The sequence below is a fragment of the Granulicatella adiacens ATCC 49175 genome (assembly GCF_025150565.1).
In the GTDB taxonomy this organism is placed as follows: Bacteria; Bacillota; Bacilli; order Lactobacillales; family Aerococcaceae; genus Granulicatella; species Granulicatella adiacens.
This window is the reverse complement of the sequence record NZ_CP102283.1, coordinates 1,840,649-1,853,414: the sequence shown is the minus strand read 5'-3', so window position 1 is coordinate 1,853,414 and position 12,766 is coordinate 1,840,649. Positions and strand designations below refer to the sequence as shown.

The 12,766-nt window shown below is 42.2% G+C and carries 12 protein-coding genes; 8 read left to right on the top strand and 4 right to left on the bottom strand.

Going from position 1 to position 12,766, the window contains the following annotated elements:
* Nucleotides 1-19: 19 nt before the first annotated feature.
* Both NQ540_RS09140 and pfkB read right to left on the bottom strand, forming a co-directional pair.
* Complete coding sequence (locus NQ540_RS09140) at nucleotides 20-1,423, bottom strand: PTS fructose transporter subunit IIC (protein ID WP_005606442.1); 1,404 nt, start codon at nucleotides 1,421-1,423, stop codon at nucleotides 20-22.
* Nucleotides 1,424-1,443: 20 nt separating this feature from the next.
* Nucleotides 1,444-2,364 (bottom strand): 1-phosphofructokinase, encoded by a 921-nt coding sequence (gene pfkB / locus NQ540_RS09135; RefSeq protein WP_039848994.1) that lies wholly within the window; start codon nucleotides 2,362-2,364, stop codon nucleotides 1,444-1,446.
* A 112-nt stretch (nucleotides 2,365-2,476) separates the two neighbouring features.
* Between pfkB and NQ540_RS09130 the strand changes: the two genes are divergently transcribed.
* Genes NQ540_RS09130 through msrA form a run of 4 tightly spaced genes read left to right on the top strand, consistent with a single transcriptional unit; the run spans nucleotide 2,477 to nucleotide 5,442 of the window.
* Nucleotides 2,477-3,247: a MurR/RpiR family transcriptional regulator gene (locus NQ540_RS09130; protein WP_005606438.1), complete on the top strand. Its 771-nt coding sequence runs from the start codon at nucleotides 2,477-2,479 to the stop codon at nucleotides 3,245-3,247.
* Between the two features lie 55 nt (nucleotides 3,248-3,302).
* Nucleotides 3,303-3,980, top strand: a complete 678-nt coding sequence (sdaAB, locus tag NQ540_RS09125; protein WP_005606436.1) for an L-serine ammonia-lyase, iron-sulfur-dependent subunit beta — start codon at nucleotides 3,303-3,305, stop codon at nucleotides 3,978-3,980.
* A gap of 26 nt (nucleotides 3,981-4,006) precedes the next feature.
* Nucleotides 4,007-4,909 (top strand): L-serine ammonia-lyase, iron-sulfur-dependent, subunit alpha, encoded by a 903-nt coding sequence (sdaAA, locus tag NQ540_RS09120; protein ID WP_005606433.1) that lies wholly within the window; start codon nucleotides 4,007-4,009, stop codon nucleotides 4,907-4,909.
* Between the two features lie 11 nt (nucleotides 4,910-4,920).
* Nucleotides 4,921-5,442 (top strand): peptide-methionine (S)-S-oxide reductase MsrA, encoded by a 522-nt coding sequence (msrA, locus tag NQ540_RS09115; RefSeq protein WP_005606431.1) that lies wholly within the window; start codon nucleotides 4,921-4,923, stop codon nucleotides 5,440-5,442.
* A 48-nt stretch (nucleotides 5,443-5,490) separates the two neighbouring features.
* Here the strand turns inward: msrA and NQ540_RS09110 are convergent, their stop codons facing one another.
* Together NQ540_RS09110 and NQ540_RS09105 are read right to left on the bottom strand one after the other, a co-directional pair.
* On the bottom strand, nucleotides 5,491-6,321 hold the full coding sequence (locus NQ540_RS09110; protein WP_005606430.1) for a hypothetical protein: 831 nt from the start codon (nucleotides 6,319-6,321) through the stop codon (nucleotides 5,491-5,493).
* Between the two features lie 174 nt (nucleotides 6,322-6,495).
* Complete coding sequence (locus NQ540_RS09105) at nucleotides 6,496-7,662, bottom strand: aminotransferase class I/II-fold pyridoxal phosphate-dependent enzyme (RefSeq protein WP_005606428.1); 1,167 nt, start codon at nucleotides 7,660-7,662, stop codon at nucleotides 6,496-6,498.
* A 258-nt stretch (nucleotides 7,663-7,920) separates the two neighbouring features.
* Between NQ540_RS09105 and mnmE the strand changes: the two genes are divergently transcribed.
* The 4 genes from mnmE to rsmG all read left to right on the top strand — a co-directional run bounded on the left by mnmE (nucleotide 7,921) and on the right by rsmG (nucleotide 12,721).
* Nucleotides 7,921-9,309 (top strand): tRNA uridine-5-carboxymethylaminomethyl(34) synthesis GTPase MnmE, encoded by a 1,389-nt coding sequence (gene mnmE, locus NQ540_RS09100; RefSeq protein ID WP_005606426.1) that lies wholly within the window; start codon nucleotides 7,921-7,923, stop codon nucleotides 9,307-9,309.
* Nucleotides 9,310-9,611: 302 nt separating this feature from the next.
* A complete protein-coding gene (locus NQ540_RS09095) occupies nucleotides 9,612-10,088 on the top strand; it encodes an NUDIX hydrolase (RefSeq protein WP_005606424.1) in 477 nt (158 codons plus the stop codon).
* A 10-nt stretch (nucleotides 10,089-10,098) separates the two neighbouring features.
* A complete protein-coding gene (gene mnmG, locus NQ540_RS09090; RefSeq protein WP_039848993.1) occupies nucleotides 10,099-11,997 on the top strand; it encodes a tRNA uridine-5-carboxymethylaminomethyl(34) synthesis enzyme MnmG in 1,899 nt (632 codons plus the stop codon).
* Between the two features lie 10 nt (nucleotides 11,998-12,007).
* Complete coding sequence (gene rsmG / locus NQ540_RS09085) at nucleotides 12,008-12,721, top strand: 16S rRNA (guanine(527)-N(7))-methyltransferase RsmG (RefSeq protein WP_005606421.1); 714 nt, start codon at nucleotides 12,008-12,010, stop codon at nucleotides 12,719-12,721.
* Nucleotides 12,722-12,766: the final 45 nt, after the last annotated feature.

Below are 12,766 nucleotides of genomic sequence, written 5' to 3'. Positions count from 1 at the left end.
TTTTTAAAACGATTGCCTATTATTCAGAAAGTGGTTTACGAGTGGCTCCAAGAACAACACCACCGATAACAGAACCAATCGCAATCGCTAATACCCATAAAAATGGATGTGTCACAACTGGTAATACTAGGAATCCACCGTGAGGAGCAGGGACTTGTACGCCGAAAAGGTAAGTTAAAATTGCGGCGATTGAAGAACCTAACATCATTGAAGGCATCGCGCGAAGGGGATCTTTTGCAACGAAAGGAATAGCCCCTTCAGTAATGTGTGTTGAACCTAAGATGAAGTTAACTAAACCAGCATTACGTTCGTTTGTGTCAAAACGGTTTTTGAATAATAATACGGCAACGGTTGTGATTAGTGGAGGAGCAATACATGCTGCAGAAACCCCAGCCATGAATGCAGTATTTCCTTCGCCAAGAAGAACGGTACCTGTAACGTATGCAGCTTTATTCACGGGACCACCCATATCAAAGGCACACATACATCCAATTACAAGACCAAGAAGAATAGGGTTTGAATCTTGGAATCCTTTTAAGAAGTCCATTAGTGATTGGTTGATATCTGCCATTGGACTAACAATAACACTCATAAATAGTCCGGTGATTAAAACACCCAATAGTGGATATAAGAAAATAGCTTTTAAACCGTCCAAGGCTTTTGGTAATGCTTTAAATAATTTTTCTAAAAGAACGACTAAGTACCCCGCGAAGAAACCACCGATGATACCGCCGAGGAATCCTGCGCCACCGTTACTTGCCATTAAACCAGCAACAAAACCACTCACTAAAGCGGGGCGATTTCCGATACTTTGTGCAATGTAGGCTGCTAGAACGGGAGTCATCAAGCCCATTGCTAAGCCACCAATTTCTTTTAATTGTGCAGAAAAGGCATTGTAAGTTTCATGATTTGGATCGAATGAGTATATTCCGAATACCGCAAATGAAATCGCGATGAGCACCCCACCACCAACGACGAATGGAAGCATATGTGAAACACCATTCATCAAATGTTTGTAGATTTCACGACCAATAGAGCTCTTACCAACGTTAGAAGATTGTGGAGCTTCTGAAGCTTCAACAACTGCATCGTCAGAGTGGTATTTCACAACGCCTTCTCCGCGAAGAGCTTGTGCCACTAATTCATCGGCATTTTTAATTCCTTGTCCTACTGAAACGTCGATAATTTTTTTGTTGACGAAACGTTGTGCTTGAACGTCCTTATCAGCAGCAATAATGACGGCTTTTGCGTTTGCGATTTCTTCAGGAGTAAGTTCATTTTCAACGCCGATTTGACCGTGTGTTTCAACTTTAATCGTTACACCTGCTTTTTTAGCAGCTTGTTCAAGAGCTTCTTGTGCCATATAAGTGTGTGCAATCCCTGTCGGACACCCAGTGGCAGCGATAATATCATATTTTGTCATTGTTTTTCCTCCTTTGTGTGCTATGAAATGCGTTTGATTTGTTGCATTAATGTAGGAACGTCTGAAAAATCTGTCAACCCAGGTCTAAATGCGGTTGAACTACCTGCAGCCACAGCTTTGATCAAAGCTTCTTCATTTGATAAACCTAATAATTGGCTTCCGACAAATGTAGCTAAAAGAGTATCGCCGGCACAGGCAGTATTTACAACTTCTCCTTTTGGAGCTGTTACATGGATTGTTTCTGTTGGCGTGAATAGAATTGCTCCCTTTTCGCCTAAGGAAACTAATACATTTTCGGCGCCTTTTTCGAGTAGTTTTTGACCACAGTCTTTAATTTCTTCAAGACTCGGATTTATCAAACCAAACCATTCAGCCAATTCTTCGTCGTTGGGTTTGATAAGATAGGGTCGGTATTTTAAAAGGTCGGGTACAAAGTCGGCAGAAGTATCAAGGATTAACTTAAACCCTCTAAGTTGAGAGGTCTTTGCAATTTTTTCATAAGTCGTATAGGTAATGCCTTCCGGATGACTGCCAGATACAAATAAAAAGTCCTCCGTATTCATATTCTCTATTATTTTGAGTAGTGCTTCTTCTTGGGGTTGGCTTACACTAGGACCTTGATTTACGAGTTTAAACTCTTCACTCGTTGACACTACTTGAGTAAATACATTGATTCGAGTAATTCCGTCTACATTAACGAACTGTGTTTGGATGCCTTCCTTATGTAGCTCGTCTTCGATGAATTGACCAGTAAAACCTGCTTTAAAACCTAATGCTGTGTTGTTCATCCCGAGTTTTTTTAGGATAAAGCTGACATTTACTCCTTTTCCGTTTGGGATGTAAACGGCCTCTTGCGTTCGGTTTACTTCAGAAGGCAACATTTGCAAGGTTTTAATAAACAAATCGATGGCTAGATTCATCGTACAAGTATAAATCATCATTTCACCTCCCATTATGATTTTTTGTTATACTTATTATTACATACAGCATACTGTAAATGTTTTCTAAAATGAGGTTAACATTTGTAAAACTTTACAAAATGGAGGGGTTCACATGTTCAACACGAAAGGCTTAACAAACACTGAAAAATATCTACTTGCCTATATTGAAGAACATATAGAAGAGATGCCTTCTATTTCAATTGTAAAGTTAAGCGAACGAGCAAATGTTTCAACTGCGTCCATTGTGCGAACAATGAGAAAGCTCGGATATGATGGATTTACGAGTTTTAAACATGATTTGAAGAAGCAATATCGATTTGCAAATGAAAATTTATCAACTTTCAAAAGTTTAGAGGTTGTGGATCAAAAGATTCGAGCCGTTGTAGTAAAAAATGAGCAAGAGGTCCGACGAACGATTGAGCAATTGGATAGCAGAGCAATAGAAGATGCTGTTCAAGCAATTTTTGGGGCACAACGCGTCTACTTATTCTCTCGAGGACTGAGTGAAATGATTGCCAGTGAAATGGAGATAAAATTCCATTTATTGGAACGGACGTGCGAACAATATGTAGACCCCAATATTATAAAGACAATTAGCCATCGATTAAATGCGCAAGATGTGGCGATTATTATATCTCTGAATGGACATACAGAAGAATTAGTCGAAGCGGCCAAAGTGTGTCAACAAAATGAAGTTCCTATCGTTTTAGTAACCGCTAATGGTGCGAGTCCTCTAGCAAAATTAAGTGATATTACTTTTGTTGGATATAAATCAGAAAGCTCGTACTTCCCAGATTATGAAGTTCGTTCGCGCTTGCCACTACAAGTGATTAGTCGAATATTGTTAGATGCTTATGCTATAAGGGTTGCCGGCCAAAAATAATTTACATTACAGGCGGATACTGATACGATAGTAAAGCAAAGAAAGGAGCGCCGACATGGAAAGTAATAAAGTACAAAATTATAAGAGTTGTTTTGATATTATTGGTCCGATTATGGTGGGCCCTTCTTCTTCACATACTGCGGGGGCGATTGCGATTGGTGCTCTTGCGAGACAATTATTCGGTGGAACGCCAAAGAATGTGCGTTGCGACTATTATGAGTCATTTGCTGAAACCCATAAGGGACATGGGACAGATTTTGCGATTATTAGTGGAATCTTAGGCTTTGCAACAGATGACGAGCGTGTGCCTCGAGCGGTTGAAATCGCTAAAGAAGAAGGAGTTCAAATCGAGTTTGTCGAGCGCAAAGAAATGAGTCCAGTCAATCATGCCAATACGGCAGATTTAACCTTGAGTGACGAGAAACGTACGATCCGCCTCATTGGAACTTCTGTTGGTGGCGGAGCGGTGGAAGTGAAGGTTATTGAGGTCGATGGCTTTAAGATGGAGCTTTCAGGCCCACTTCCAATATTGCTCGAAGTGGTATCTCTTGGTGAAATGCCAAAAGTATATCAACTATTACAAGAGCATGGGGTAACCATTTCGAAACAAAGAGTAGAAATGGCTGAAAATCGCCAAATGATTGGATATGAATTAGCGGATTTATTATCACCAGAATTCAAACAACAAATACAAACATTAAGACAAACGCATACGATTTATCTGTTTGCGTAATGAGATGATGAGGAAGGAAGTTTGCAATGTTTTCAACCATTAAAGAATTGGTAGCATTAGCAACAGAACAAAAGAAACCCATTTCTGAAATTATGATTGAACAGGAAATGGCCATGACCCAGCAAAGTCGTGAGTACATCTGGGAAAAAATGGAAAAAAACTTACAAACGATGAAGAATGCCGTTGAACGAAGCGTCGAAGGAGAAGGAGTCTTTTCTCCAACGGGACTAACCGGTGGCGATGCGTTGAAGATGAAGAAATATCGTGAACGTGGAAAGACATTATCAGGCGATAGTGTCCTAGCAGGTGTGCAATATGCCCTAGGAACAAATGAAGTCAATGCCGCAATGGGTTTGGTCTGTGCGACACCTACCGCTGGAGCCAGTGGAACTTTGCCAGGAGTTGTGTTTTCAATTGCAGATACAATGAACTTAAACCATGAACAACAAGTGCGTTTTCTCTTTACGTCTGCAGCCTTTGGGATGGTTGTTGCCAATAACGCAATGATTTCTGGAGCGATGGGCGGATGCCAAGCGGAAGTTGGAAGTGCCAGTGCGATGGCCGCAGCTGCAGCCGTTGAAGCGGCAGGAGGAACACCGCAAGAGAGTTCAGAAGCCTTTGCGACAGCACTTGGGAATTTATTAGGACTTGTTTGTGACCCTGTAGCGGGGTTGGTAGAAGTGCCCTGCGTGAAGCGAAATGCCATTGGTGCAGGAAACGCATTGATTGCTGCGGATATGGCGCTTGCGGGGATCACAAATGTGATTCCAGCGGATGAAACGATTGAAGCGATGCGCAGTATCGGGGTAAGAATGCCACGAGAATTGCGTGAAACCGGAATTGGCGGAACAGCAGGAACTAGAACGGGCGTCGCTATTAAGATGAGAATTTTCGGGGAAGATGTTTCATTGAACCCGGAACAAGAGTAGGAGGAGCACATATGGCAAAAGAAATTGCAACATTTGCAGGAGGCTGTTTCTGGTGCATGGTGAAACCATTTGATAGCCAACCAGGAATCGAGTCTGTAATCTCAGGATACACAGGCGGACACAAAGAAAATCCAACGTACAAGGAAGTTTGTAGCGGAACAACAGGACATACGGAGGCCGTGCAAATCACGTTTGACCCAGAAGTATTTCCATACGAAAAACTCGTAGAAGTTTACTGGCAACAAACGGACCCAACGGATGCAATGGGACAATTCGTGGACCGTGGAGATTCATATAGACCGGTGATTTTCTATCATTCGCAGGAACAAAAGAAGATTGCGGAGGCTTCTAAAGCGGCTCTGCAAGCAAGTGGTCGATTCAAAAAAGACATCGTGACAAAAATTGAGCCTGCGAGTACGTTTTATCCAGCAGAAGAATATCATCAAGATTTCTACAAGAAGGATCCAGAACATTACAAACGTTACCGCGGACTTTCAGGTCGCGACACTTTTATCAATAGTAATTGGAAATAAGAAAAAGAACTAAATTATCATATATGATAATTTTAGTTCTTTTATTGTTTATTCTACCTCAGTGTATTCACCGTCGATAATGGCTTCATCAGATTCCAAGTACTCTTTAAAGTCATCGGATAGATCATTGATAGAGACCTCATCTTCAATAAATTCACCTTTTAATAATTTTTCGAAGGTATTTGCTAAGCGCTCTGCGGAAGGTTTGAACGTGTAATAAGTCAATCCTCCTGAGAACACGCCCCCTATGATTGGAATGACCTTTGTAACGGTCTTGCCGACAGACATCTTCGTAATCTTCCATCCAAGAAAGGCACCAACCTTCTTCATAATCGGGTACCACATTGTTTTGGTAAGGGCCGTTGTAACGACTTTTTTACCTACTTTTTCTGCGATATTTTTCGAAACTTTGGTAATCAAAGCAGCAGCTCCACCTGCACCAAGCATGATTCCTAAATAGCCGATCATCCGGGCTTTTGCTTCTTCTGGTAATTCGTCAAATTCACCTGTAAATAGCTCATCTTCCCCAAAAAGATAAGCCAATTGTTGTGCTAAATTGAGTGAAAATCCAAAGTACTGAACGATATCTGCTCCTCCAGATAGAGTTGCTGTAATCGGATTTGAAGGCAACCCAGCAACGAAAGAGGTGAATGCCGTTTTCTTCGTAGTGTTATTGATAATTTTCGTAGCTCTTTTTCTTAAAGCTTCTGGTGTAAAAACGGATTGAGGTCCACTTTTTAAAATGACATCTAAATACTCGCTCCCCTTAAATTCCTGTCTAAGAAATTCTTCGCGACTCACCTTTACGAAAGGTAGTTTTGTCGTTTTTGATAATGTTGTTAGTAACAACTGATTGAAATCATCTGATTTATTACCCATTAGTTTTCCCAACTTTCTTTTTTTATCTTATTTGCCCATATTCTATCAAAAAGAATTATTGGTTACAATATTCTGTTGAGGACTTAAACATACAAACGATATAGTTTATAAGCTATATCGTTTAAAGCTGGAAGGCGAAAAAGACCATATATGGTCTTTTTCGCCTTCCAAATGTTAGATGTTTGCTAAGTAAGTGGTTAAACGAGCAACGACTTCTTTTAAGTTTTCCATTGAAGCAGCGTAACTGAAACGAACATAACTTTCGCCACCAGGTCCGAAAGATACCCCTGGAATCAGCGCTACTTTTGCTTTTGGAGCAAGGTCACGAACGAAAGCCCATGAGTCTGTACCGCATTTAGCAGGAATTTTTGCGAATAAGTAGAACGCCCCATCAGGACTTGCCACTTCGAAGCCAAGTTTCTTCAATTCCGCAGCCAGGTAGTCACGACGCTCGCTATATTCAACCATCATTTTCGCACAGTCATCTTGGCCATGTAACATCGCTGCAAGCGCTCCGTATTGCGCAAAGCTTGTTGGAGCTGTCACCATGTATTGGTGTGTTTTTACGACTTCGTTCATGAAGTGTGTTGGCCCTAAGATAAATCCGATACGCCATCCTGTCATTGCGTGTGATTTTGATAAACCAGTGATGACAATGGTTTGTTCCGGTAAGATGTTTGCAAGAGAGTAGTGAGTCTTGTCGTATGTTAATTCCGCATACACTTCATCACACAGCGCCCATAGTTGGTGCTCTTTAATCACTTCAGCTAAATCTTCTAATTGTTCTTTAGAATATGTTACGCCTGTTGGATTACTTGGGTATACAAGAACAACTGCTTTGAAGTTTTTATCTGGGTTTGCTTCGATGGTTTCGCGTAATTTATCCGCTGTTAATACGAAGCCGTCTTCACTTGTATCTACTGTAATGAAGTTCCCTTGGTTCACCAATGTGATTGGCAAGTATAGCGGGAAGACGGGTGTTGGCACGATCACTGTGTCGCCAGGGTTTAAGATGGCTTGTAAGCTAGCGTTAATCCCTTCCGTTGCCCCAATCGTTGTAATGACTTGGTCTCCTGTGTAATTGAAATTAAATTTCTTGTTGTAATACTCAGCCGCAGCTTGTCGTAATTCAGGAATCCCTGAGTTTGGTGTGTAGTGTGAATGATTGTCTTTAATCGCTTGGATAGCCGCTTCTTTAATATGTTCAGGTGTGTCAAAATTTGGCTCTCCAAGAGTTAATTTGATAATGCCAGGAATTGTAGAAACTTCTGCGTCGAATTGACGAATATCAGAAACTGCAATGCCTTCTACGATTTTGTTAAATGGATGTTCTACGGTCATAGGAATCCTCCTTTAAATTCATAGTTTGATTGTAGCTTGTTTTGTAAAGGAGTGCAATGACGAGTATAAAATTTAGAAATAAAAATACAACTCGCTCAGAAAAAAATCTAAGATTGGCTTTCTGTCTATGAATTCTACATAAAATAGTGTATAATCTCTTTGAGAATATCGGTTAGCAGTCAAAGTGCGAGCCACCCTAGAAATGAAGGGGTGGAGTGTGCACTTTTTTTGTGCAATAAAACGAAAGTGAGGGACAGTATGCAGACAGAATTTGATACGATTGCGGCGATTTCAACGGCACCTGGCGAAGGGGCGATCGGGATTGTCCGTATCAGTGGAGAGGATGCAATTCGCATTGCCGATGAAGTGTATCGATTGAAAGAAAAACGATTAAATGAACAACCCAGTCATACGATTCACTATGGGCATATCGTGGATCCAAAGAACGATGAAGTCATTGATGAAGTGATGGTGACGGTACTTCGCGCGCCAAAGACTTTTACGCGTGAGGACGTTGTGGAAATCAACTGTCACGGTGGGATTGTGGCGATTAACCGCATCTTGCAACTCGTTCTTCGCAGGGGAGCACGCTTAGCAGAGCCTGGTGAGTTTACAAAACGCGCCTTCTTGAATGGGCGAATTGACCTCTCACAAGCAGAAGCCGTGATGGATTTGATTCGTGCCAAAACAGATAAGTCGATGCAAATGGCAATGCGCCAACTTGATGGAGAACTCTCAAAGTTAATTCAGAATTTACGACAAGAAATCTTAAACACATTAGCGCAAGTCGAAGTAAATATCGACTATCCAGAGTATGATGATGTGGAAGAGATGACCTTGCAACTGTTGCGCGAGAAGACGCAGCAAGTCTCACAAGGCATTCGCGCATTGCTAAACACGGCAAGCCAAGGAAAAATTTTGCGTGACGGATTGAAGGCAGCGATTGTTGGACGTCCAAACGTAGGAAAATCGAGTCTATTGAACGTGTTATTACGCGAGGAAAAAGCCATCGTAACGGATATCGCAGGAACGACTCGTGACACGATTGAAGAGTATGTGAATGTTCGAGGAGTGCCACTCCAACTGATTGATACGGCGGGAATTCGTGAAACGGATGACGTTGTTGAACGTATCGGGGTGGAACGAAGCCGTAAAGCATTAAACGAAGCGGATTTCGTGCTCTTAATTTTAAATCAAAGCGAAGAGTTGAGGGATGAAGACCTCCGCTTATTAGAACAAACGAAAGACTTTAAACGTATTATTTTATTAAACAAAACAGACTTACCAACAAAAATTGATATGGATAAGGTCAAAGAATTTGCAACAGACAGCGAAATTGTCACAACGTCAATGCTGAAGAAAGAAGGCATCGACCAATTGGAAGAAAAGATTGCTGATTACTTCTTCCAAGGGCAAATGAATGAGCGCGACGCTACGTACTTATCGAACACGCGTCATATTGCGCTTCTTGAAAAGGCAGAACAAGCGCTGCAAGAAGTGGCGAACGGGGTCGACATGGGCATGCCTGTTGATTTAATCCAGATTGATTTTACCCGCGCTTGGGATCTCTTGGGCGAAATCACAGGTGATACGGTTCAAGACGAGCTGTTAACACAATTGTTCAGCCAGTTCTGTTTAGGAAAATAAGAGCTAAAACTTCAATTCTTTACGGATATCTTCATAGTAGCTGTAATGGCTGTACCGGTGGAAGCCTGTTGTCTTCCTACCTATCGAGCCTCAAAGATTCTCTAAAAATCAATTTTAAGAGAATCTAATTCGCATCGATTACAATCGCCATTACTGCTACTATAGAATCCGTAAGAATTTCCGTTTTCTCTCTTTCATTAAGAGAGAACAAATGAACGAGTGAACGCTCCTCGTTCGATTACTGTGATGTTCCCAAGGATCGGGCGCATCGATAGAAACGAAAGGTACAAGGAGGAAAGCTGATGACGAAGCTAGCGACAATCTGCTATATCGATAATGGCAAAGAATTTTTACTGTTATTACGCAACAAAAAGCCAAACGATGTCCATGAGGGCAAGTATATTGGCGTTGGTGGAAAGCTTGAAGCAGCAGAAACTCCAGAAGAATGTGCCGTGCGTGAAATTTTTGAAGAAACAGGACTAACGGCTACAAAGATGGAGATGAAAGGAATCATCACCTTCCCAGAATTCACCCCAGGACACGATTGGTATACGTATGTTTTTCGTGTGACGGAGTTTTCAGGAGAGCTGATTGATTCGCCAGAAGGGACGCTGGAATGGGTTCCTTACGATGAAGTCCTCCAGAAACCGTCTTGGGAAGGGGACCGCATTTTCCTAGAGTGGATTTTAGGAAACGAACCGTTCTTTTCTGCGAAGTTTAATTATGAAGCAGGCGAATATGTTAGTCACAATGTAGAATTTTATGGAGAAAGAAAGTAAAGGAGAGACTATGGTAACAACTTACGAAGCTGGAAATTATGATGTAGTGGTCGTCGGTGCAGGACATGCCGGCAGTGAAGCGGCGCTAGCGAGTGCACGTATGGGCGCAAAAACATTATTACTGACAATGAACTTAGAAATGGTGGCCTTCATGCCATGTAACCCATCTGTAGGCGGACCTGCCAAAGGGGTTGTGGTGCGTGAAATCGACGCTCTTGGAGGCGAAATGGGTCGCAACATCGATAAAACGTATATTCAAATGCGTATGCTGAACACTGGGAAAGGACCTGCTGTACGTGCCTTACGTGCGCAAGCGGATAAGCATTTATACGCGCAAGAAATGAAGAAGACAATCGAGAAGCAAGAAAACTTGGATTTACGCCAAGGGATTGCGGAAGAATTGATTGTCGAAGACGGCGTATGTAAAGGGGTTATCACGAATACAGGTGCCATTTACCGTTCAAAAGCGGTAGTCTTAACGGCTGGAACTTCTTCTCGTGGTCAAATTATTATCGGAGAATTGAAATACTCATCCGGTGCCAATAACTCACAGCCATCGATTAAATTATCAGAGAACTTACTCGAATTAGGCTTCGAGTTAGCGCGTTTCAAAACAGGAACTCCGCCACGTATCAAGGGCTCATCGATTGATTATAGTAAAACAGAAATTCAACCAGGGGACGACACGCCAAACTTATTCAGTTTCACTTCAAAAGACGAAGACTACCGCTACGACCAAATTCCTTGCTGGTTAACGTATACGAACGAACAAACGCATGAAACGATTCGTGAGAACTTACACCGTGCACCGATGTTTACAGGGATTGTTGAAGGAGTCGGCGCGCGTTACTGTCCATCGATTGAAGATAAAATCGTTCGTTTCAGCGACAAGCCTCGTCACCAAATTTTCCTAGAGCCAGAAGGGGAAAATACGGAAGAAGTGTATATTCAAGGGTTGTCAACTTCTCTTCCAGAAGACGTGCAAATCAAGATGATTCGTAGCGTGGAAGGGTTGGAAAATGCGGAGATGATGCGTACGGGTTACGCCATTGAGTACGATGTGGTCGTGCCGCACCAATTGAAAAATACTTTTGAAACAAAACTTGTCCAAAACTTATTCACTGCCGGGCAAATGAACGGAACGAGTGGATACGAAGAAGCAGCAGGGCAAGGGCTTTACGCAGGGATTAATGCCGTGCGTAAGATTCGTGGAGAAGAGCCATTTATTCTTGGCCGAAGCGACGCGTATATCGGCGTATTGGTGGACGACTTGGTTACAAAAGGAACGACAGAACCATACCGTCTATTGACCTCTCGTGCCGAATATCGTCTCTTACTTCGTCATGACAATGCCGATTTACGTTTGACAGAAAAAGGACGCGAACTTGGATTGATTGACGACGATCGCTATGCCGAGTTCCAAGCAAAACAAGAAGCGATTGAAGCCGAAATCAAACGGATGCAATCGATTCGCTTGAAGCCGACCACTGAATTACAAGCGTTCTTGGCCGAAAAAGGATCTGCAGAATTGAAAGACGGCATCCTTCTAAGCGACTTGTTGAAACGTCCAGAATTAAGCTATGACGAATTAGTAGGCTTTGCCGGAGAAGCGGTGGAAGTCTCTCGTGAAGTGAAAGAACAAGTAGAAATCTCGATTAAATACGAAGGTTATATTGCAAAAGCGATTGAAAAAGTTGAGAAATTGAAACGCATGGAAGCTAAACGTATTCCTGCCAATATCGACTATGATGCGATTAATGGCCTTGCAACAGAAGCGCGTCAACGGTTGAAATTAATTCAACCAGAAACGATTGCGCAAGCGAGCCGTATTAGTGGGGTGAACCCAGCCGACGTATCGATCTTGATGGTCTATATCGAACAAGGCAAAATCGCTAAAGTGCAAGAATAAGGAGGCGCGTATGAAACCAGAAGAATTTTATCAGAGACTCCAAGAAATACATGGGATTACACTATCGGACGAGCAAAAGAAGCAGTTCGACCAATATTTCCATCTATTAGTGGAATGGAATGAAAAGATGAATTTGACGGCGATTACGGATGAAGAGGGCGTGTACTTGAAGCATTTCTACGATTCATTGGCGCTTGGATTCCATCATGAATTGACCGACCAAACGCTTTGCGACGTTGGGGCGGGTGCAGGATTTCCAAGTATTCCGCTGAAAATCGTCTTCCCAGACTTGAAAGTGACGATTGTGGATTCGTTGAATAAACGTATTACATTCTTGAATACATTAGTGGAGACGCTTGGGTTAAAAGACGTGCAATGTTTCCATGACCGTGCTGAAACCTTTGGGCAAAACAAAGATTTCCGTGCATCGTTTGATGTGGTGACTGCTCGTGCCGTTGCTAAACTCAGTGTACTGAGCGAATTTTGCATGCCACTCGTGAAAAAGCATGGGTATTTCCTCGCATTAAAAGCGGCGCATACAGAAGTTGAGCTGGAAGAAGCGAAAAAAGCGATTGCGATTCTTGGCGGGAAAGTAGAAGGGGATGTCTCTTTCGACTTGCCATATGAAGGCGGAAACCGTCATGTTGTCACGATTTTAAAGACGAAGGAAACGCCAAATAAATATCTTAGAAAACCGGGGCTTCCATTGAAGAAGCCGTTATAAACGAAAACCTCCTAGAATTTTTCTAGGAGGTTTCTTGTTTTACAT

Bases quoted from the DNA above. Each gene is read 5' to 3' on its own strand.
- NQ540_RS09130 (WP_005606438.1), top strand. From the start codon at position 2,477: ATGTTCAACACGAAAGGCTTAACAAACACTGAAAAATATCTACTTGCC.
- mnmG (WP_039848993.1), top strand. From the start codon at position 10,099: ATGGTAACAACTTACGAAGCTGGAAATTATGATGTAGTGGTCGTCGGT.
- NQ540_RS09095 (WP_005606424.1), top strand. From the start codon at position 9,612: ATGACGAAGCTAGCGACAATCTGCTATATCGATAATGGCAAAGAATTT.
- NQ540_RS09140 (WP_005606442.1), bottom strand. From the start codon at position 1,423: ATGACAAAATATGATATTATCGCTGCCACTGGGTGTCCGACAGGGATT.
- rsmG (WP_005606421.1), top strand. From the start codon at position 12,008: ATGAAACCAGAAGAATTTTATCAGAGACTCCAAGAAATACATGGGATT.
- mnmE (WP_005606426.1), top strand. From the start codon at position 7,921: ATGCAGACAGAATTTGATACGATTGCGGCGATTTCAACGGCACCTGGC.
- msrA (WP_005606431.1), top strand. From the start codon at position 4,921: ATGGCAAAAGAAATTGCAACATTTGCAGGAGGCTGTTTCTGGTGCATG.
- NQ540_RS09105 (WP_005606428.1), bottom strand. From the start codon at position 7,662: ATGACCGTAGAACATCCATTTAACAAAATCGTAGAAGGCATTGCAGTT.
- sdaAA (WP_005606433.1), top strand. From the start codon at position 4,007: ATGTTTTCAACCATTAAAGAATTGGTAGCATTAGCAACAGAACAAAAG.
- pfkB (WP_039848994.1), bottom strand. From the start codon at position 2,364: ATGATGATTTATACTTGTACGATGAATCTAGCCATCGATTTGTTTATT.
- NQ540_RS09110 (WP_005606430.1), bottom strand. From the start codon at position 6,321: ATGGGTAATAAATCAGATGATTTCAATCAGTTGTTACTAACAACATTA.
- sdaAB (WP_005606436.1), top strand. From the start codon at position 3,303: ATGGAAAGTAATAAAGTACAAAATTATAAGAGTTGTTTTGATATTATT.